General features: G+C 69.0%; 17 protein-coding genes. 10 read left to right on the forward strand and 7 right to left on the reverse strand.

Features of this window, described 5'->3' with window-relative positions:
- Window position 1 precedes the first annotated feature (1 nt).
- Window positions 2-334 carry a YegP family protein gene (locus tag M8R19_RS17620; RefSeq protein ID WP_074980331.1) on the reverse strand — a complete coding sequence of 111 codons (333 nt, stop codon included), beginning with the start codon at window positions 332-334 and terminating at the stop codon, window positions 2-4.
- A gap of 74 nt (window positions 335-408) precedes the next feature.
- Window positions 409-1,080 carry a ribose-5-phosphate isomerase RpiA gene (gene rpiA, locus M8R19_RS17625; protein ID WP_043317469.1) on the reverse strand — a complete coding sequence of 224 codons (672 nt, stop codon included), beginning with the start codon at window positions 1,078-1,080 and terminating at the stop codon, window positions 409-411.
- A gap of 107 nt (window positions 1,081-1,187) precedes the next feature.
- Between rpiA and ilvA the strand changes: the two genes are divergently transcribed.
- The 3 genes from ilvA (at window position 1,188) to M8R19_RS17640 (ending at window position 3,804) form a co-directional block, all read left to right on the forward strand.
- Window positions 1,188-2,732, forward strand: coding sequence for a threonine ammonia-lyase, biosynthetic (gene ilvA, locus M8R19_RS17630; RefSeq protein WP_258872510.1), 1,545 nt, complete (start codon window positions 1,188-1,190; stop codon window positions 2,730-2,732).
- Between the two features lie 114 nt (window positions 2,733-2,846).
- Entirely contained in the window at window positions 2,847-3,314 is a 468-nt protein-coding gene (locus M8R19_RS17635) for a DUF2269 domain-containing protein (protein WP_249918447.1), read from the forward strand.
- A 22-nt stretch (window positions 3,315-3,336) separates the two neighbouring features.
- Window positions 3,337-3,804: a DUF2269 family protein gene (locus M8R19_RS17640; protein ID WP_074980328.1), complete on the forward strand. Its 468-nt coding sequence runs from the start codon at window positions 3,337-3,339 to the stop codon at window positions 3,802-3,804.
- 6 nt (window positions 3,805-3,810) lie between these two features.
- Here M8R19_RS17640 and M8R19_RS17645 read toward each other — a convergent pair whose 3' ends face one another.
- Window positions 3,811-4,470, reverse strand: a complete 660-nt coding sequence (locus M8R19_RS17645; protein WP_116425133.1) for a histidinol-phosphatase — start codon at window positions 4,468-4,470, stop codon at window positions 3,811-3,813.
- 145 nt (window positions 4,471-4,615) lie between these two features.
- Here M8R19_RS17645 and M8R19_RS17650 point away from each other — a divergent pair, with 145 nt between their 5' ends.
- The 3 genes from M8R19_RS17650 (at window position 4,616) to M8R19_RS17660 (ending at window position 8,494) form a co-directional block, all read left to right on the forward strand.
- Window positions 4,616-5,095: an RNA pyrophosphohydrolase gene (locus M8R19_RS17650; protein WP_009613927.1), complete on the forward strand. Its 480-nt coding sequence runs from the start codon at window positions 4,616-4,618 to the stop codon at window positions 5,093-5,095.
- 21 nt (window positions 5,096-5,116) lie between these two features.
- On the forward strand, window positions 5,117-7,396 hold the full coding sequence (gene ptsP / locus M8R19_RS17655; RefSeq protein ID WP_074980326.1) for a phosphoenolpyruvate--protein phosphotransferase: 2,280 nt from the start codon (window positions 5,117-5,119) through the stop codon (window positions 7,394-7,396).
- Between the two features lie 75 nt (window positions 7,397-7,471).
- A complete protein-coding gene (locus tag M8R19_RS17660; protein WP_249918448.1) occupies window positions 7,472-8,494 on the forward strand; it encodes a sensor domain-containing diguanylate cyclase in 1,023 nt (340 codons plus the stop codon).
- A 258-nt stretch (window positions 8,495-8,752) separates the two neighbouring features.
- On the opposite strand, the gene M8R19_RS17665 is transcribed toward M8R19_RS17660, so the two are convergent.
- On the reverse strand, window positions 8,753-9,505 hold the full coding sequence (locus M8R19_RS17665; protein ID WP_249918449.1) for an NRDE family protein: 753 nt from the start codon (window positions 9,503-9,505) through the stop codon (window positions 8,753-8,755).
- 193 nt (window positions 9,506-9,698) lie between these two features.
- Between M8R19_RS17665 and M8R19_RS17670 the strand changes: the two genes are divergently transcribed.
- Both M8R19_RS17670 and lgt read left to right on the forward strand, forming a co-directional pair.
- Window positions 9,699-10,487, forward strand: coding sequence for a sulfite exporter TauE/SafE family protein (locus M8R19_RS17670; RefSeq protein WP_249918450.1), 789 nt, complete (start codon window positions 9,699-9,701; stop codon window positions 10,485-10,487).
- Window positions 10,488-10,496: 9 nt separating this feature from the next.
- The gene (lgt, locus tag M8R19_RS17675; RefSeq protein ID WP_074980323.1) at window positions 10,497-11,330 is read left to right on the forward strand and encodes a prolipoprotein diacylglyceryl transferase; all 834 of its coding nucleotides are present in this window, start codon (window positions 10,497-10,499) and stop codon (window positions 11,328-11,330) included.
- 188 nt (window positions 11,331-11,518) lie between these two features.
- Here the strand turns inward: lgt and M8R19_RS17680 are convergent, their stop codons facing one another.
- Genes M8R19_RS17680 through M8R19_RS17690 form a run of 3 tightly spaced genes read right to left on the reverse strand, consistent with a single transcriptional unit; the run spans window position 11,519 to window position 14,137 of the window.
- Entirely contained in the window at window positions 11,519-12,040 is a 522-nt protein-coding gene (locus tag M8R19_RS17680; RefSeq protein WP_249918451.1) for a dihydrofolate reductase, read from the reverse strand.
- 19 nt (window positions 12,041-12,059) lie between these two features.
- Complete coding sequence (locus M8R19_RS17685) at window positions 12,060-13,121, reverse strand: hypothetical protein (protein WP_249918452.1); 1,062 nt, start codon at window positions 13,119-13,121, stop codon at window positions 12,060-12,062.
- Window positions 13,118-14,137: a hypothetical protein gene (locus M8R19_RS17690; protein WP_249918453.1), complete on the reverse strand. Its 1,020-nt coding sequence runs from the start codon at window positions 14,135-14,137 to the stop codon at window positions 13,118-13,120. The genes M8R19_RS17685 and M8R19_RS17690 overlap by 4 nt, the downstream gene beginning before the upstream one ends.
- Before the next feature lie 170 nt (window positions 14,138-14,307).
- Here M8R19_RS17690 and M8R19_RS17695 point away from each other — a divergent pair, with 170 nt between their 5' ends.
- Window positions 14,308-15,699 (forward strand): DUF2868 domain-containing protein, encoded by a 1,392-nt coding sequence (locus tag M8R19_RS17695; protein ID WP_249918454.1) that lies wholly within the window; start codon window positions 14,308-14,310, stop codon window positions 15,697-15,699.
- Window positions 15,692-17,065 carry a GTPase/DUF3482 domain-containing protein gene (locus tag M8R19_RS17700; protein WP_249918455.1) on the forward strand — a complete coding sequence of 458 codons (1,374 nt, stop codon included), beginning with the start codon at window positions 15,692-15,694 and terminating at the stop codon, window positions 17,063-17,065. The genes M8R19_RS17695 and M8R19_RS17700 overlap by 8 nt, the downstream gene beginning before the upstream one ends.
- Window positions 17,066-17,130: the final 65 nt, after the last annotated feature.

Raw genomic sequence — 17,130 nt, forward strand, 5'->3', positions numbered from 1 at the left:
CTCAGCTGTCGTCGCTGATCCCGGCGTCCGGCGCGTAGCGCTTCACCGAGGCGACGCCGTTCTCGGCGTTGGCCTGGCTGGCGTACATCTGGCTCTGCCCGACCACCTGGCCATTGCTGGCCTTGAGCACGAAGTAGTGCTTGCCGTTGCTAGCCTCCTTCAGCTCGAAGGCGCCGTCGCGCTGCGAGTTCCTGCGCACCGACTCGATGCCTTCGATGGCCGAGGTCTTGGCCCGGTACAGCTCGCTGCTGAGCACGACCTCGCCGTTGCTGGCGTGCAGGGTGAAATGGAACTGGCCGTCGCTGGCCTTCTTCAGATGGTATTTTGCGGACATGGCGGCCTCCGGCGCGTTGCGCGAACAGCCTAAGCCTAGTCGTTGCCGGGCGCCCGTCCATGGGCGCGACGAGATCAGGCCTTGAGCGTCTTCACGCCCTCGGCGGTGCCGAGCAGCAGCAGGTCGGCCGGGCGCGCGGCGAACAGGCCCACGGTGACCACGCCGACGATGTTGTTGATCTTCTCTTCCAGGGCCACCGGGCTGTCGATGCGCAGGTTGTGCACGTCGAGGATGATGTTGCCGTTGTCGGTCAGCACGCCGTCGCGGTAGACCGGGTCGCCGCCCAGCTTGACCAGTTGGCGGGCCACGTGGCTGCGGGCCATGGGGATGACTTCCACCGGCAGCGGGAAGGCGCCGAGCAGGGGCACCAGCTTGCTCTGGTCGGCGATGCAGACGAACTGCTTGGCCACGGCCGCGACTATCTTCTCGCGGGTCAGTGCGGCGCCGCCGCCCTTGATCAGCTCCAGGCGCTCGTTGCTCTCGTCGGCGCCGTCGACGTAGAACTCCAGCTCGCTGACGCTGTTCAGGTCGTAGACCGGGATGCCGTGGCCCTTCAGGCGCTGGGCGGTGGCCTCGGAGCTGGCCACGGCGCCGTCGAACTCGGCCTTGTGCCTGGCCAGCAGGTCGATGAAGAAGTTGGCGGTGGAGCCGGTGCCGACGCCGACGATGCTCTTGCTGTCGAGGTGCGGGAGGATGTGGTCGACGGCGGCCTGGGCCACGGCCTGCTTGAGCTGGTCCTGGTTCATCTCTGGGTTCCGGCAAAGAGGGCTTGGGGCGCGGATTATAGCGGGGCCGCCGGGCGAATGTGGATTCGCCGCTCCCGGCCGCCGCCGACTGGAGTAGACTGCCGGCTTTGTGCCCCGTCCCTGCGAAGCCCGCCCCGATGCTCGAACAGTACGTCAAGAAGATCCTCACCTCGCGCGTCTACGACGTCGCCGAGGAAACGCCCCTGCAACCGGCCCGTCGCCTCTCCGAGCGCCTGGACAACCAGGTGCTGCTCAAGCGCGAGGACCTGCAGCCGGTGTTCTCCTTCAAGATCCGCGGCGCCTACAACAAGCTGGCGCAGCTGAGCCGCGAGGAACTGGCGCGCGGCGTGGTCACCGCCTCGGCCGGCAACCACGCCCAGGGCGTGGCCCTGGCGGCGAAGGAGCTGGGGGTGAAGGCGACCATCGTGATGCCGCGCACCACGCCCGAGCTGAAGGTCCAGGGCGTGCGCGCCCGCGGCGGCAAGGCGGTGCTGCACGGCGACGCCTTCCCCGAGGCGCTGGCGTATTCGCTGAAGCTGGTGGAAGAGAAGGGCTACGTCTACATCCACCCCTACGACGATCCGGACGTGATCGCAGGGCAAGGCACCGTGGCCATGGAGATCCTCCGCCAGCACCCGGGCCGCCTGGACGCCATCTTCGTGCCGGTGGGCGGCGGCGGGCTGATCGCCGGCATCGCCGCCTACGTGAAGTACCTGCGCCCGGAAGTGAAAGTCATCGGTGTCGAGCCGGATGACTCCAACTGCCTGCAGGCCGCCATGGTCGCCGGCGAGCGCGTGGTGCTGAGCCAGGTCGGGCTGTTCGCCGACGGCGTGGCGGTGGCGCAGATCGGCCAGCACACCTTCGACATCTGCAAGCGGTACGTCGACGAAGTGATCACCGTCAGCACCGACGAAATCTGCGCGGCGATCAAGGACATCTACGACGACACCCGCTCCATCACCGAGCCCGCCGGCGCCCTGGCCGTGGCCGGGATCAAGAAGTACGTCGAGCGCGACAACGCCCGCGGGCAGACTCTGGTGGCCATCGATTCCGGCGCCAACATCAACTTCGACCGCCTGCGCCACGTGGCCGAGCGCGCCGAGCTGGGCGAGAAGCGCGAAGCCATCATCGCCGTGACCATCCCCGAGCGCCCGGGCAGCTTCAAGGCCTTCTGCGAGGCTATCGGCAAGCGCCAGATCACCGAGTTCAACTACCGCTACAACACCGACAGCGAAGCGCACATCTTCGTCGGCGTGCAGACCCACCCGGACAGCGACCCGCGCGCGGTGCTGGTCGAGCAGCTGCGCGAGCAGGGCTTCCCGGTGCTGGACCTGACCGACAACGAACTGGCCAAGCTGCACATCCGCCACATGGTCGGCGGCCATTCGCCGCGGGTCAGCGACGAGCAGGTGTTCCGCTTCGAGTTCCCCGAGCGCCCCGGCGCGCTGTTCAACTTCCTCAACAAGCTCGGCGGGCGCTGGAACATCACCATGTTTCACTACCGCAACCACGGCGCCGCCGACGGCCGCGTGGTCGCCGGCCTGCAGGTGCCGGAGGAGGAGCGCCACCTGGTGGCGCAGGCGCTGGAGGAAATCGGCTATCCCTACTGGGACGAGACCGAAAACCCGGCCTACAGGCTATTCCTCGGCTGAGCCGAAGGGCCGCCGGGGAACGCCGGGGCAGCCTCCGCTGTCCCAGTGCGGTCCACCGGCTGGCAGCACTGCTAGGCTGATGGAACAGCCCGAATCGCGACAGGGACCGCCCGCATGGAAACCTACCAGACCCTCAAGATCCTCCACGGCGTCGCCGTGGCCGTGCCGCTGCTGGCCATCGCCGGCCTCGCCTGGTACGGCTGGCGCAGCTGGCGCGGCGGGGATGCCGGCGCGCTGGCCAAGGCGCTGCTGCGCATCGGCCTGGCGGCCTGGGTGCTGGTGGCCGGCAGCGTCGTCAGCCTGCCGCTGACCGGCTGGCAGATGGTCCACCGCGCCGGCTTCCCGCTGGGGCAGACCTGGCTGCTGGCCAGCGCCTGCCTGCTGATCCTGGTGGCGATCTTCTGGCTGCTGTTCACCAGCCGCCTGTGGCGCATCCGCGCCCTGGCGGCGAGCGCCCGCGACAGCGGCGAGCCGCTGGCCGAGCGCGTGGTGCGCGAGCTGCGCTTCGGCGCGGCGTTCTTCGCCCTGGCCCTGCTCAGCTGGCTGGCGATACTGGCGCTGATGCTGGCCAAGCCACTGTGAATCCGATGGCGATGGAGCGCCGATGAGTCCCTACCTGCTGCTCAAGACCCTGCACATCCTGACCGCCACCCTGCTGTTCGGCACCGGCCTGGGCTCGGCCTACTACGCCTGGCGGGCCTGGCGCAGCGGGCAGCTGCAGGTCATCGCCACGACCTTCCGCCACCTGGTCAGCGCCGACTGGCTGTTCATCGCCACCAGCGCCGTGTTCCAGCCGCTCAGCGGCCTGGGCCTGGCGTACTGGGCCGGCTGGCCGCTGGCGCAGGGCTGGCTGCTGTGGAGCCTGGGGCTGTACGTGTTCGCCGGGCTCTGCTGGTTGCCGGTGGTGTGGCTGCAGATTCGCGTGCGCGACCTGGCCGAGGCGGCGACGGCGGCGGGAACCGCGTTGCCGCCGCAGGCCTTCTTCTATATGCGCTGGTGGTTCGCCTTGGGCTGGCCGGCGTTCCTGGCCTTCCTGGCGATCTTCTGGCTGATGGTCAACAAGCCGCTGTGAGGCGCCTCAGTCGCGCAGGCTGAGCACCGGCCAGCCGCGCTCCTGGGCGGTGGTGCGCAGGACCTCGTCCGGGTCGACCGCCACCGGGTGGGCCACCACTTCCAGCAGCGGCAGGTCGTTGCGCGAGTCGCTGTAGAAGTAGCTGCCGTCCAGGCTCATGCCGGTTTCCTGCAGCCAGCGCTGCAGGCGGGTCACCTTGCCGCCCTGGAAGCAGGGCACGTCGAAGGTGCGGCCGGTGTAGAGGCCGTCGCGCATCTCGCACTCGGTGGCGATCAGCGTTTCCACGCCCAGGCGCTCGGCGATGGGGCCGGTGACGAAGCGGTTGGTGGCGGTGATGATCACCAGGCGGTCGCCGGCGGCGCGGTGCTCGGCCAGCAGGGCTTCGCCGCGGGGCAGGATGATCGGCTCGATGACCTCCTCCATGAACTGGCGATGCCAGACGGCCAGCTGCTCCAGGCTGTTGCGGCCGAGGATCGCCTGGGTGAAGGCCTGGTAGGCGAACACGTCCAGGGTGCCGGCCTGGTAGTCGGCATAGAAGGCATCGTTGCGCGCCTGGTATTCGCCGGCGTCGACCAGGCCGCGCTGGCACAGCCATTCGCCCCAGCTGTGGTCGCTGTCGCCGGCCAGCAGAGTGTTGTCGAGGTCGAAAAGGGCCAGACGCGCCATGGTTCACCATTAATTGCGAAAGCGGAAAAGTCGCCTAGAGTAACGGCTTTTGCCGGCCCTGCCCATGCGCGCCAAGCCTCGCGTTGCCGCTGTCACAGGCTTTGTGGAACAATGCGGGCACACGCGTTTTCGAGGATGTACCGCCGTGATCGATCCCGATGGTTTTCGCCCCAATGTCGGCATCATCCTCTCCAACGAGGCCGGTCAGGTTCTGTGGGCGCGGCGCATCAACCAGGAGGCCTGGCAGTTCCCGCAGGGCGGCATCAACGCCCGGGAAACTCCTGAAGAGGCGCTGTTCCGTGAGTTGAACGAGGAAGTCGGCCTGGAGGAGCAGGATGTGCGCATTCTCGCCTGCACCCGCGGCTGGTTGCGCTATCGTCTGCCGCAGCGGCTGGTGCGTACCAACAGCCAGCCGCTGTGCATCGGCCAGAAACAGAAGTGGTTCCTGCTGCGCCTCACCGGCGACGAGAACCGGGTACGCATGGATGTGACCGGCAAGCCGGAATTCGATGGCTGGCGCTGGGTAAGTTACTGGTACCCCCTGGGGCAGGTGGTGACCTTCAAGCGCGAGGTCTACCGGCGCGCCCTGAAGGAACTGGCGCCGCGCCTTCTGGCGCGGGACTGAAGAGGAGATAAGGCCCTGAGCATGCTCAACACGCTGCGCAAGATCGTCCAGGAAGTGAACGCCGCCAAGGACCTGAGGGCGGCGCTGGGCATCATCGTGCAGCGGGTCAAGGAAGCCATGGGCACCCAGGTGTGCTCGGTCTATCTGCTCGACGCCGAGACCAACCGCTTCGTCCTGATGGCCACCGAGGGCCTGAACAAGCGCTCCATCGGCAAGGTCAGCATGGCCCCCAACGAGGGCCTGGTGGGCCTGGTCGGCACCCGCGAGGAGCCGCTGAACCTGGAGAACGCCTCCGAGCACCCGCGCTACCGCTACTTCGCCGAGACTGGCGAGGAACGCTACGCCTCCTTCCTCGGTGCCCCCATCATTCACCACCGCCGGGTGATGGGCGTGCTGGTGGTGCAGCAGAAGGAAAAGCGCCAGTTCGACGAAGGCGAGGAAGCCTTCCTGGTGACCATGAGCGCGCAGCTGGCCGGGGTCATCGCCCACGCCGAGGCCACCGGTTCGATCCGCGGCCTGGGCAAGCTCGGCAAGGGCATCCAGGAAGCCAAGTTCGTCGGCGTGCCCGGCGCCCCCGGCGTGGCCGTGGGCAAGGCCGTGGTGGTGCTGCCGCCGGCCGACCTGGAAGTGGTCCCGGACAAGCCCATCGACGACGTCGAGGCCGAGGTCGAGCTGTTCAAGCAGGCCCTGGAAGCCGTCCGCGAAGACATGCGCAACCTCTCCAGCAAGCTGGCCACCCAGCTGCGCAAGGAAGAGCGCGCGCTGTTCGACGTCTACCTGATGATGCTCGACGACGCCTCCATCGGCCAGGAGGTCAAGCGCATCATCCGCTCCGGCCAGTGGGCCCAGGGCGCCCTGCGCCAGGTAGTGATGGAACACGTCGCACGCTTCGAGCTGATGGACGACGCCTACCTGCGCGAGCGCGCCTCCGACGTCAAGGACATCGGCCGGCGCATCCTCGCCTATCTGCAGGAAGAACGTAAGCAGACCCTCACCTACCCGGACCAGACCATCATCGTCAGCGAGGAACTGTCCCCGGCGATGCTCGGCGAGGTGCCCGAGGGCAAGCTGGTGGGGCTGATCTCGGTGCTCGGCTCGGGCAACTCCCACGTGGCCATCCTCGCCCGCGCCATGGGCATCCCCACGGTGATGGGCGCGGTCGACCTGCCGTATTCCAAGGTCGACGGCATCGACCTGATCGTCGACGGCTACCACGGCGAGATCTACACCAACCCGTCGCCGCAGCTGGTCAAGCAGTACGGCGAAGTGGTCGCCGAAGAGAAGGAACTGAGCAAGGGCCTGGCCGCGCTGCGCGAGCTGCCCTGCGAGACCCTCGACGGCCACCGCATGCCGCTGTGGGTCAACACCGGCCTGCTGGCCGACGTGGCCCGCGCCCAGGAGCGCGGCGCCGAGGGCGTTGGCCTGTACCGCACGGAAGTGCCGTTCATGATCAACGACCGCTTTCCCAGCGAAAAGGAGCAGCTGGCGATCTACCGCGAGCAGCTCTCGGCCTTCCACCCGCTGCCGGTGACCATGCGCACCCTGGACATCGGCGGCGACAAGGCGCTGTCCTACTTCCCGATCAAGGAAGACAACCCATTCCTCGGCTGGCGCGGCATCCGCGTCACCCTCGACCACCCGGAAATCTTCCTGGTGCAGACCCGCGCCATGCTCAAGGCCAGCGAGGGCCTGAACAACCTGCGCATCCTGCTGCCGATGATCTCCGGCACCCACGAGCTGGAAGAGGCGCTGCACCTGATCCACCGCGCCTGGGGCGAGATCCGCGACGAAGGCGTGGACATCCCCATGCCGCCGATCGGCATGATGGTGGAGATCCCCGCGGCGGTGTACCAGACCCGCGAACTGTCGCGCCAGGTGGACTTCCTCTCGGTCGGCTCCAACGACCTGACCCAGTACCTGCTGGCGGTGGACCGCAACAACCCGCGCGTGGCCGACCTCTACGACTACCTGCACCCGGCGGTGCTGCAGGCGCTGAAGAAGGTGGTCGACGACGCCCACGCCGAAGGCAAGCCGGTGAGCATCTGCGGCGAGATGGCCGGCGACCCGGCGGCCGCGGTGCTGCTGATGGCCATGGGCTTCGACTCGCTGTCGATGAACGCCACCAACCTGCCCAAGGTGAAGTGGCTGCTGCGCCAGATCACCCTGGGCAAGGCCCGCGAGCTGCTCGGCCAACTGATGACCTTCGACAACCCGCAGGTGATCCACAGCTCCCTGCACCTGGCATTGCGCAATCTCGGCCTCGGCCGGGTGATCAACCCGGCGGCGACCGTCCAGGGCTGAGCCTGGAGCGCTGCCCTCCCCGGAGCTGAGTCGTCCCCGGGGCCCTGTACAACCGGCAGTGCCGGGAGAAGGCTTATGGACGAGCAGCAAGCGCTCGCGGGCGACCGCGAAGCCATCGAGAAGACCCTGCGCTATGCCCTGGAGATCGTCAGCGACGGCATCTGGGACTGGGACATCCGCAACGACGACGTCAAGCGCAGCCCCGGCTGGTACCGCATGCTCGGCTACCCCATCGATGGCCTGCCGGAAAACGTCGCCACCTGGCACTCGGTGATCCATCCGGACGACTTCCCCCGCGTCATGCGCAGCTTCCAGGCCTACCTGGACGGCCGGCAGGCGGCCTACGCCGAGGAGTACCGCTGCCTTTGCGCCAACGGCGAGTACCTGTGGATAAGGGATCACGGCCGCTTCGTCGAATTCGACGACGAGGGCCGCGCTACACGGATGATCGGCGCCCACCACAACATCCACGAGCGCAAGCTGATCGAGCTGGAACTGAAACGGCGCAACGAGGAACTGCACGAACTCAACCGCAATTTGGAGCAACTGGTCGAACAACGCACCGAGGCCCTGCGCCAGGCCAACCTGGCCCTGGCCGAACAGGCCGCGGTGGCGGTGCGCCTGAGCGAGACCGACCCGCTGACGCAGATCTTCAACCGGCGCCGCTTCGAAAGCAGCCTGCAGCAGGAATGGCAGCGCCTGCAGCGCCACGACCAGCCGGTCAGCCTGCTGATGTTCGACCTCGACCACTTCAAGCGCATCAACGACCTGCTGGGCCATCCCGTCGGCGACCGCGTGCTGGTGACGGTGACCCAGGCGGTGCGCCAGACCTTGCGCGAAGAAGACTGCTTCGCCCGCTGGGGCGGCGAGGAATTCATCGTACTGCTGCCCAACACCCCGGTGGCCTCCGCCAGCCGCCTGGCCGAGCGCCTGCGCCTGCATATCCGCGAGGCCTGCACCGACCTGGAACAACCGCTCACCGCCAGCTTCGCTCTGGCCGGCATGCGCCGCGCCGAACCCCTGGAAAACCTGCTGCGCCGCCTGGACGACGCCCTCTACCGGGCCAAGCGCCTGCGCGACGCCATCGAGGTGTGCTAGGCGCAGGAGCGGACCCTGCCCGCGATTTCGCGCGCAGGGCGCGCTCCTACATGGGATTGGCGCGGTAGGTTGGCCATCGCGGACGGAGTCCGCTCCTACGTCCGTGCTTCCCAGGAACCGTAGGGCGTATAACCGTTCGCGGTTATACGCCGCCGCCTGGGCGCCGGGATGCTTTTCGTAGGAGCGAGCTTGCTCGCGAACGGACTTCGCAGCGGGGTTCGTTCGCGAGCAAGCTCGCTCCTACAAAACCAACCTTCCCTAGGCGTTGAGCTCCAGGCGCACTTCGCCCAGATGGGCCCCCTCCGGCCCGAAGCTGCGCTCGATGAACTCCCGGCGCCCATCGGCATGCACGCGCAGCACGCTGCTGGCGCGGGTGCCGTAGTTGGCGCTGGCGATGAACACGCTGGACAGCAGGCGCTCGGTGGCCAGGCCGACGCCGGTTTCCGGCAGCCGTTCGTCGCCGGGGCGCTCGTGGTCGCCGAGCAGCCCCAGCAATGCCCCGGGTTCGGCTTCGTCGAGGTGTTCCTCCAGCGCGGCGCGGGCACGCAGCAGCTTTGGCCAGGGCGTGTCCAGCGAGGCGTTGGACAGCCCATGCAGCCCGGCCGGCAACTCCTGTGGCTCGCCATCGCGGGGGTTGAAGTAGCAGAGCTGGCGGGCATCGCCGACCAGCAGATTGAAGCCGGAATACTCGGCGGCGCGGCGCTGCACCTCGGCCAGGTAGTCCAGCGGCGCCTGACGGCCACGCAGAAAACCGGCCACCAGCTCGCCGCGGGAGCGCGGCCCCAGCGGCTGGCCGGGATCACGCACGTTGGTCAGCGCCGCGAAGCGCCCGCCAGGCCCCAGGCCCATCCAGGTACCCCCGGCCTCCAGATCGCGCCCGGCATAGACGCCCGGCGCATCCTCCCACGCCGCCAGCGGCAGGGTGGGGCGGGCATAGAACTCGTCGCGGTTGGCCGCGACTATCAGCGGCATGGCGTGTCCGGGGCGCCAGGCAAGGACGATCAGGCACATGGGGCAGGGCCCTGCGGTGGTGGTCCTGGCAGGGTAGGTAACTGGCGGTGGCAACTCAATAGCCGCCGTCGTCCGGGCGCGGCGCACGATGAAATTTCCTTCATTTCGGTACCAAAAGGTCCGTCGCACCGCGGGCGGCTGCCGTCGCCGGCGCATTTTCGGTACCATGCCGCTTTTGCCACCCGAGGTCTCCATGGAGTTCCTTCTCTACCTGGTGCTGGGTGCCTGCGCGGGCGTGCTGGCCGGGTTGTTCGGCGTCGGCGGTGGCCTGATCATCGTCCCGGTGCTGGTGTTCAGCTTCACCGCCCATGGCTTTCCCGTCGAGGTGCTGACGCAGATGGCGGTGGGCACCTCGCTGGCGACCATCGTCTTCACCTCGGTCAATTCCATCCTCGAGCACCATCGCCGTGGCGCGGTGCTCTGGCCGGTGTTCCTGTGGATGACCGTGGGCATCGTCGTCGGCAGCGCCCTGGGCGCGCTGACCGCCTCGGCCATCAAGGGAGCGGTGCTGCAGAAGATCATCGGCGTCTTCGCCGTGCTCATCTCCATCCAGATGACCCTGGGCCTGCAACCCAAGGCCGGCGGCAGCCTGCCGGGCAAGGGCGGGTTGGGCGTGGCCGGCGGCTTCATCGGCTGGGCCTCGGCGATCTTCGGCATCGGCGGCGGCTCGCTGACCGTGCCTTTCCTGTCCTGGCGCGGCGTCTCCATGCAGCAGGCGGTGGCTACGTCCTCGGCCTGCGGTCTGCCCATCGCCATCGCCGGGGCGATTTCTTTCATCATGGTCGGCTGGCACCGGCCCGAGCTGCCGCAGTGGAGCCTCGGCTTCGTCTACCTGCCGGCGCTGGTGGGCATCGCCGTCACCAGCATGTTCTTCGCCCGCATCGGCGCGCGCCTGGCGCACCGCCTGCCGGCCAAGGTGCTCAAGCGCCTGTTCGCTCTGCTGATGTTCTGCATCGGCATGAGTTTCCTGATCAAACCCTAGGAGTAAGCGATGCTGCCCTATCCACAGATCGACCCCGTCGCGGTGTCGCTCGGCCCCCTGAAGATCCACTGGTACGGGCTGATGTACCTGATCGGCATCGGCGGCGCCTGGCTGCTGGCCTCGCGCCGACTGAACCGCTTCGACCCGACCTGGAGCAAGGAGAAGCTCTCCGACCTGGTGTTCTGGGTCGCCTGCGGCGTGGTGCTCGGCGGGCGCCTGGGCTACGTGCTGTTCTACAAGCTGGACTTCTACCTGGCCAACCCGCTGAACCTGTTCAAGGTCTGGGAAGGCGGCATGTCGTTCCACGGCGGGCTGATCGGAGTGATGCTGGCCACCTGGTGGTTCGGCAAGCGCAACGGCAAGAGCTTCTTCCAGCTGATGGACTTCATCGCCCCGCTGGTGCCGATCGGCCTGGGCGCCGGGCGCATTGGCAACTTCATCAACGCCGAGCTGTGGGGCAAGCCCACCGACGTGCCCTGGGCGATGATCTTCCCGCCCTACAGCGACCCGGCGCAGCTGCCGCGCCACCCGTCGCAGCTGTACGAGTTCGCCCTGGAAGGCATAGTGCTGTTCGCCATCCTCTGGATGTTCTCGCGCAAGCCGCGGCCGACCGCCTCGGTGTCGGGCCTGTTCATCCTCTGCTACGGCTGCTTCCGCTTCTTCGTCGAGTTCTTCCGCCTGCCCGACGCCGACCAGGGCGCCGGCGGCAACGGCGGCCCGGGCTATCTGGCCTGGGACTGGCTGACCATGGGCCAGCTGCTGTGCGTGCCGATGATCCTCGGCGGCATCGCCCTGATGGTCTGGGCCTACCGCCGCGCGGCGGCGAAGCCGGCGACCAACTGACGGGACGGCGGCTTTTCGTAGAAGCGGGCAAGCCCGCCTACGTCCTCCGGCAAACGCGACACCCGTAGGATGGGTTGAGCGAAGCGATACCCATCACCGAGACCGCATGGGTTTCTCAAGCTCAACCCATCCTACGAAAAGCACCTCGGTGCAGTGGGCAAGCTCGCTTCTGCCAAGCCAAGAGCCGCTCAAGCGCGGTCCCAGACCTCGAAGGCATAGGCCGGTGTTTCCGCCGTCGCTTCATGCTCGATGCTGGACGCCAGGTGCCAGCGGCTTTCGTCCACCTCGGGGAAGCGCGCGTCGCCCGCCGGGCTCAGGGCCACGCGGGTCAGGTACAGGCGCTCGGCCACGGGCAGGGCCTCGGCGTAGAGCTGGGCGCCGCCGATCAGCATCAGCTCCTCGGCTTCCTCCTCCCGCGCCCAGGCATCGGCACGCTGCAGCGCAGCGTCCAGCGAAGTGAACACCTCGGCGCCTTCCAACCGCAGGCCGGCCTGGCGGCTGACCACCAGGTTGAGCCGGCCGGGCAGCGGGCGGCCTAAGGAGTCCCAGGTCTTGCGGCCCATGATGATCGGCTTGCCCAGTGTCAGCGCCTTGAAGTGCTTGAGGTCGGCCGGCAGGTGCCAGGGCAGGCGGTTGTCGATGCCGATCACGCGGTTCTCGGCGAGGGCGGCGATCATCGCCAGCGGCAGGCGGGAAGGGGCTTGGGACATCGTGGCTCCGGTCATGTGCTCAGGGTGATCCATCGGTGGCAGAGGATACCAGCTGCTGGGCCGGCGCGTCGTTCGCGTAGGGCGGCACGCGCATGAAGAAGGTGCCGTCCTCGTTGACCTGGGTGATGCCGGTGGCCAGCACCTTGCGGTAGTCCTTGAGGCTGAACACCAGCGTCTGGCCGGGCTGCTCGGCCTTGAGCAGCACCTGCGCGTAGGTGATGAGGATCTCGAAGATCTTCAGGTCGCCCGATTGCAGCCAGATGTACGAAGGGCCGGCCAGGGTGGGCGGCTCGAAGCGCGGCGGCGGGCTGCCGGCCGGACGGGCGAAGCGCAGGTGCAGGCCCTGCGCATCGAGCCAGGCGGCGTCGACCTTGCCGTCGATGCCCACCAGCGGGAACACCTGGTGGTAGTCCAGGCGCATGGCGTTGTCGCGCAGCAGGGCGCCGGGGCGCTGCAGGTCGACCAGCGAGTCCAGATGCAGGCCGACCAGGCTCATGGCGCCGTAGGCCGGCACGCCGAGGACCTTGACCTGGTCCGGCTGGTAGAGGATCTCGTCGCCCTCCAGGCGCACGCTGCCGGCCAGGCGCAGCGGCAGCCAGGGGCCGATCCCCAGGGGTTGCACCTCGCCGCTGACGCGCAGGCGCTCGCCGTCGATGCTCATGCTGAAATTGCGCAGCATGCTCTGTGGATAAGCCAGGATGCGCTCGTTGAACAGGCTGGCCAGTTGTTGCGGGTCGAGGATCACCTCGCCCTCGGTGACCTGGATGCGCATGTCCTGCGGACGGTCGAAATCCACCGGCGCGCCGGCCTTGAGCGGCACCAGCCAGCCCTTGAGCTGCGGGCTGTGGAAGCCGATGCCGCCCTCGAAGTACATGTCCACGTTGTGCAGCAGCAGGCCGACGCCGTCCTGGCCGGAATCGCGCACGCCGCCCGGGCGGCTGGCGGCGTGCCCGGCGTCCGGCGGCGTCTGCTGGAACCAGCCCTGGCGCAGCAGCTGCAGCTCCTGCTGCTGGCGGTCGATGACGCTTTGCGCCTGGGCGAACAGGGGCAGGGCGAGGAGCAGGGGCAGCAGGCGCTTCATAGGGCTTTCTCCTGCGGGGCGGGAGCTTTCACCGGCGACACCGCGATGTGCACCATGCCGTCCTGGCGTAGGCGGATTTCGCCGTATTGCAGCTGGCGGCGGTAGTCGTAGAGGTTGAACAGCAGCGGCTGCCCGGGACTGAGGCTGGTGAACAGGGCGTAGGCCTTGACCAGGATGGTGCGGGCCATCTTGATGTCGCCGCCCTGGATGAACATGTAGCTCTCCGGCGCCTGCAACTGCGGCCATTGCAGGCTGGCCAGGTCCTCGCCCAGCAGCAGGTCCATGCCGCCGTCGGCCAGCTTCAGGCTGCTCACGGCGAACTCCAGGCGCGGCGGCGGGAACAGGCCGTCGAGGTCGACCAGGATGCGGTTGCCGAGCAGTTGCATGTGCGCGGTGTGCAGTTGCAGCACCTCGGACATCTCGATGGAGGCGGCGCTCAGCGAAGGGGTGACGTCCACGCCGTCGACGAAGATGCGTTGCGGCACCAGCGCCACCTTCAGCGGGCCGGCCTGCTCGATGCCAGTGAGCATCCGCAGCGGCCGCCAGCGGCCCTTGCGCAGCAGCTCGCCGCGCACTTCCTGGCCGTCCTTGCGGGTGGCCAGGACCAGGTTGCGCACCGGCGCGTCGGCGCTGCGCAGTTCGGCGTTTAGCAGGGTGGCGAGGGTGGCGTCGGCGACGAAGATGTCGCCGGCCTGGATGCGCGCGATCATGGCCCGTGGGTCGTCGAGCATCAGCGGCGTGCCCTTGGGGCCGTTGGAGCTCATGCGGATCAGCATGCGGCGGATGAAGAAGCCGATGTCGTCGTGCAGGCGGAAGTCGGTGTGGCTTATCCACAGCTTCGACTCGTCGCTGTCGGAGGCGCGCTGGCCGACCTTGTCGTCCAGCTGGCGCGGCGGCACCGCCTGCATCAGCGGGGTGTCCGGGCCCCAGTCGGAGGGGCGCACCGGGGGCGTTTCCACGGCCGCCGCGTGGGCGGCGGCCAGCAGGAGCAGGGCGCAGGGCAGGACGCGCAGCATGGCGGGCCTCGTTGTTGTTGTTCTGGTTGGCTTTTGCACCCTATACCCGTGGGCGCGCCGGGTAAGCCCTTCCTTGGTTCGGTCGGCGGGCGCCGGTGTTACCCCGGTGGGCGGACGCGGCGCGGCACAGCGGTTATGCTTGCGCCCCAGGAACCCGTGCCGGAGACACTGTGAGCGATAGCGCCCCACCTTCCGCCTTCGACCGACTGTGGCTGTGCGAAGCCGTGCGCCTGCGCGAGGAGCAGGCCGGCCCGCTGGAGGACGCCGAGGCCAACCGCCGCGCCATCGCCGCCGGCGGCGAGCTGCCCCGGCGCATCGAGAACCGCGCCCTGTGGCTGGCCGGCCGCGACGAGCTGGACAGCGCCCTGCACCTGTGGAAACAGGGTGCGCAACTGGCCTTCTACCTGCTGATCTTCCTCGCCCTGCTCAGCGGCGCCGGCCTGGCCCTGGCCGCCCTCGGCGACGGCCAGCGCCCGGTCAACGTGTTCTGGGCCCTGGCCAGCCTGCTCGGCCTGGACCTGCTGATGCTGCTCGGCTGGGCCGCGGGTTTCGCCCTTGGCGGCAGCGAGGCGGCCGGCGCCCTGGGCCGTCTCTGGCTATGGCTGAGCGGCAAGCTGGCGCGCGATGCCCGCGCCGCGCAACTGGCGCCGGCGTTGCTGGTGCTGCTCGGCCGCCAGCGTCTGACGCGCTGGGCGCTGGGCATGCTGGTCCACGGTTTGTGGCTGCTGGCCTTGGGCGCGGCCATGGTGGTGCTGCTGGCGTTGCTGTCGACGCGGCGCTACGGCTTCGTCTGGGAAACCACCATCCTCGGCGGCGACACCTTCGTTTTCCTCACCCAGGGCCTCGGCGCACTGCCTTCGCTGCTGGGCTTCCCGCTGCCGGACAGCGAACTGGTGCGCGCCAGCGGCGATGCCCTGGTGGCCAGCGAGGCGGCGCGCCATGCCTGGGCCGGCTGGTTGGTGGGCATTCTGCTGGTCTACGGCCTGCTGCCGCGCCTGCTGCTCTGGGCCTTCTGCCTGTGGCGCTGGCGCCGCGGCCGCGCGGCGTTGCGCCTGGACCTCTCGCTGCCCGGCTACAGCCTGCTGCGCGAACGCCTGCTGCCCAGCAGCGAGCGCCTGGGCGTCAACGATGCCGCGCCGGCCAGCCTGGTCGAGCCCCAGGCGCAGAATCCCGCCGCCAGCGCGGATGGCGCCCTGCTGGTGGCCATCGAACTGGACGACAGCCAGGCCTGGCCGCCGAAGCTGCCGGCCGGCGTGGCCGATGCCGGCGTGCTGGACGATGGCGCGCAACGCCGCCGCCTGCTGGAACAGCTGACCCGCTACCCGCCGGCGCGCCTGGCCATCGCCTGCGACCCGCGGCGCTCGCCGGACCGCGGCACCCTGGCGCTGATCGCCGAGCTGTCGCGCTGCGCCGGCGCCACCCGCGTCTGGCTGCTGCAGCCGCCAGCGGGCAGCGGCCTGGACAGCGACCGCCTGGCCGACTGGCATGCTGCGATCGACAAGCTGAACCTGGCGCACAGCGGCGCATCGCCCCTGGCCTGGCTGGAGAGTGGACATGACTGAGCTCCTCAGGCTGGCCGTGGTCGGCCACACCAACGTCGGCAAGACCTCGCTGCTGCGCACCCTGACCCGCGACGTCGGCTTCGGCGAGGTCTCGCACCGCCCCAGCACCACCCGCCACGTCGAGGGCGCGCGCCTGTCGGTGGACGGCGAGTCGCTGCTGGAGCTGTACGACACGCCGGGCCTGGAGGATGCCATCGCCCTGCGCGACTTCCTCGACGCCCTGGAACGCCCCGGCGAGCGCCTGGATGGCCCGGAGAAGCTGCGCCGCTTCCTCGACGGCAGCGAGGCGCGCGGTCGCTTCGAGCAGGAGGCAAAAGTGCTGCGCCAGTTGCAGGCATCCGACGCCGGGCTCTACGTGATCGACGCCCGCGAACCGGTGCTGGCCAAGTACCGCGACGAACTGGCGGTGCTAGCCGGCTGTGCGCGGCCGCTGCTGCCGGTGCTGAACTTCGTCGCCAGCGCCAACCACCGCGAGGAGCAATGGCGCGAGGCCCTGTCGCGCCTGGGCCTGCACGCGCTGGTGCGCTTCGACAGCGTGGCGCCGCCGCTGGACGGCGAACGCCGGCTCTACGAAAGCCTGGCGCTGCTGCTGGAGAAGTCGCGCCCGCAGCTGGAACGGCTGATCCGGGACCACGAGGCCCAGGCCGTGGCTCGCCGCGAAGCCGGCGCCAAGCTGATCGCCGAACTGCTGGTGGACGTCGCTGCCTGCCGCGACATGGTTCCGGGCGATGCCGAGGCCATCCGCAAAGCCACCGAAGCCCTGCGCGACCGCGTGCGCAAGCGCGAGGAAGCCTGCGTGCAGGCCCTGCTGCGCCTCTATGCCTTCCGCAAGGACGACGCCCGCGCCGCCGATCTGCCGCTGCTGGATGGACGCTGGGGCGATGATCTGTTCAACCCCGAAACCCTGCGCCAGCTCGGCGTGCGCCTGGGTGGCGGAGTCGCTGCCGGCGCCGCGGCTGGCGCGGGCATAGACCTGCTGGTGGGCGGCCTGACCCTGGGCGCCGCCACCGCCCTCGGCGCCCTGGCCGGAGGTGCCTGGCAGACCGTTGGCCATTACGGCCAGCGCCTGCTGGGCAAGCTCAAGGGCCAGCGCGAACTCTCGGTGGACGACAGCGTGCTGCGCCTGCTCGCCCTGCGCCAGCGCCAGTTGCTGGCGGCATTGCAGGCGCGGGGCCATGCGGCCATGGAGGCGATCCGCGTTGCTTCGCCGGAAGACAAGCAATGGCGCGAGGGCAAGCTGCCCGAGGCGCTGCGCAAGGCGCGGGCGCATCCGGAGTGGTCGACCTTGAATGGCCGCAAGCGGGTGGACAAGAGCGAACGCCAGGAGCAGGTCGACGCCCTGGCTCAACAGCTGCTGGAACCGTGATCTGTCGGTTCGCGAGCAAGAACTAGGCGTCCCCCTCGCTCCTACGAAGAGCCACGCCCCCTGTA

Origin of the sequence: Pseudomonas sp. R3.Fl, from assembly GCF_023516765.1 — a bacterium.
Lineage (GTDB): Bacteria > Pseudomonadota > Gammaproteobacteria > Pseudomonadales > Pseudomonadaceae > Pseudomonas > Pseudomonas citronellolis.

What these genes read in the sequence shown, in the direction of transcription:
- M8R19_RS17685 (WP_249918452.1), bottom strand. Translation starts at nt 13,121, where the DNA reads ATGAAGCGCCTGCTGCCCCTGCTCCTCGCCCTGCCCCTGTTCGCCCAG.
- M8R19_RS17635 (WP_249918447.1), top strand. Translation starts at nt 2,847, where the DNA reads ATGGAAACCTACCAGACCCTCAAGATCCTCCACGGCGTCGCCGTGGCC.
- M8R19_RS17645 (WP_116425133.1), bottom strand. Translation starts at nt 4,470, where the DNA reads ATGGCGCGTCTGGCCCTTTTCGACCTCGACAACACTCTGCTGGCCGGC.
- M8R19_RS17640 (WP_074980328.1), top strand. Translation starts at nt 3,337, where the DNA reads ATGAGTCCCTACCTGCTGCTCAAGACCCTGCACATCCTGACCGCCACC.
- M8R19_RS17680 (WP_249918451.1), bottom strand. Translation starts at nt 12,040, where the DNA reads ATGTCCCAAGCCCCTTCCCGCCTGCCGCTGGCGATGATCGCCGCCCTC.
- lgt (WP_074980323.1), top strand. Translation starts at nt 10,497, where the DNA reads ATGCTGCCCTATCCACAGATCGACCCCGTCGCGGTGTCGCTCGGCCCC.
- M8R19_RS17690 (WP_249918453.1), bottom strand. Translation starts at nt 14,137, where the DNA reads ATGCTGCGCGTCCTGCCCTGCGCCCTGCTCCTGCTGGCCGCCGCCCAC.
- M8R19_RS17620 (WP_074980331.1), bottom strand. Translation starts at nt 334, where the DNA reads ATGTCCGCAAAATACCATCTGAAGAAGGCCAGCGACGGCCAGTTCCAT.
- M8R19_RS17660 (WP_249918448.1), top strand. Translation starts at nt 7,472, where the DNA reads ATGGACGAGCAGCAAGCGCTCGCGGGCGACCGCGAAGCCATCGAGAAG.
- ptsP (WP_074980326.1), top strand. Translation starts at nt 5,117, where the DNA reads ATGCTCAACACGCTGCGCAAGATCGTCCAGGAAGTGAACGCCGCCAAG.
- M8R19_RS17670 (WP_249918450.1), top strand. Translation starts at nt 9,699, where the DNA reads ATGGAGTTCCTTCTCTACCTGGTGCTGGGTGCCTGCGCGGGCGTGCTG.
- rpiA (WP_043317469.1), bottom strand. Translation starts at nt 1,080, where the DNA reads ATGAACCAGGACCAGCTCAAGCAGGCCGTGGCCCAGGCCGCCGTCGAC.
- M8R19_RS17665 (WP_249918449.1), bottom strand. Translation starts at nt 9,505, where the DNA reads ATGTGCCTGATCGTCCTTGCCTGGCGCCCCGGACACGCCATGCCGCTG.
- M8R19_RS17700 (WP_249918455.1), top strand. Translation starts at nt 15,692, where the DNA reads ATGACTGAGCTCCTCAGGCTGGCCGTGGTCGGCCACACCAACGTCGGC.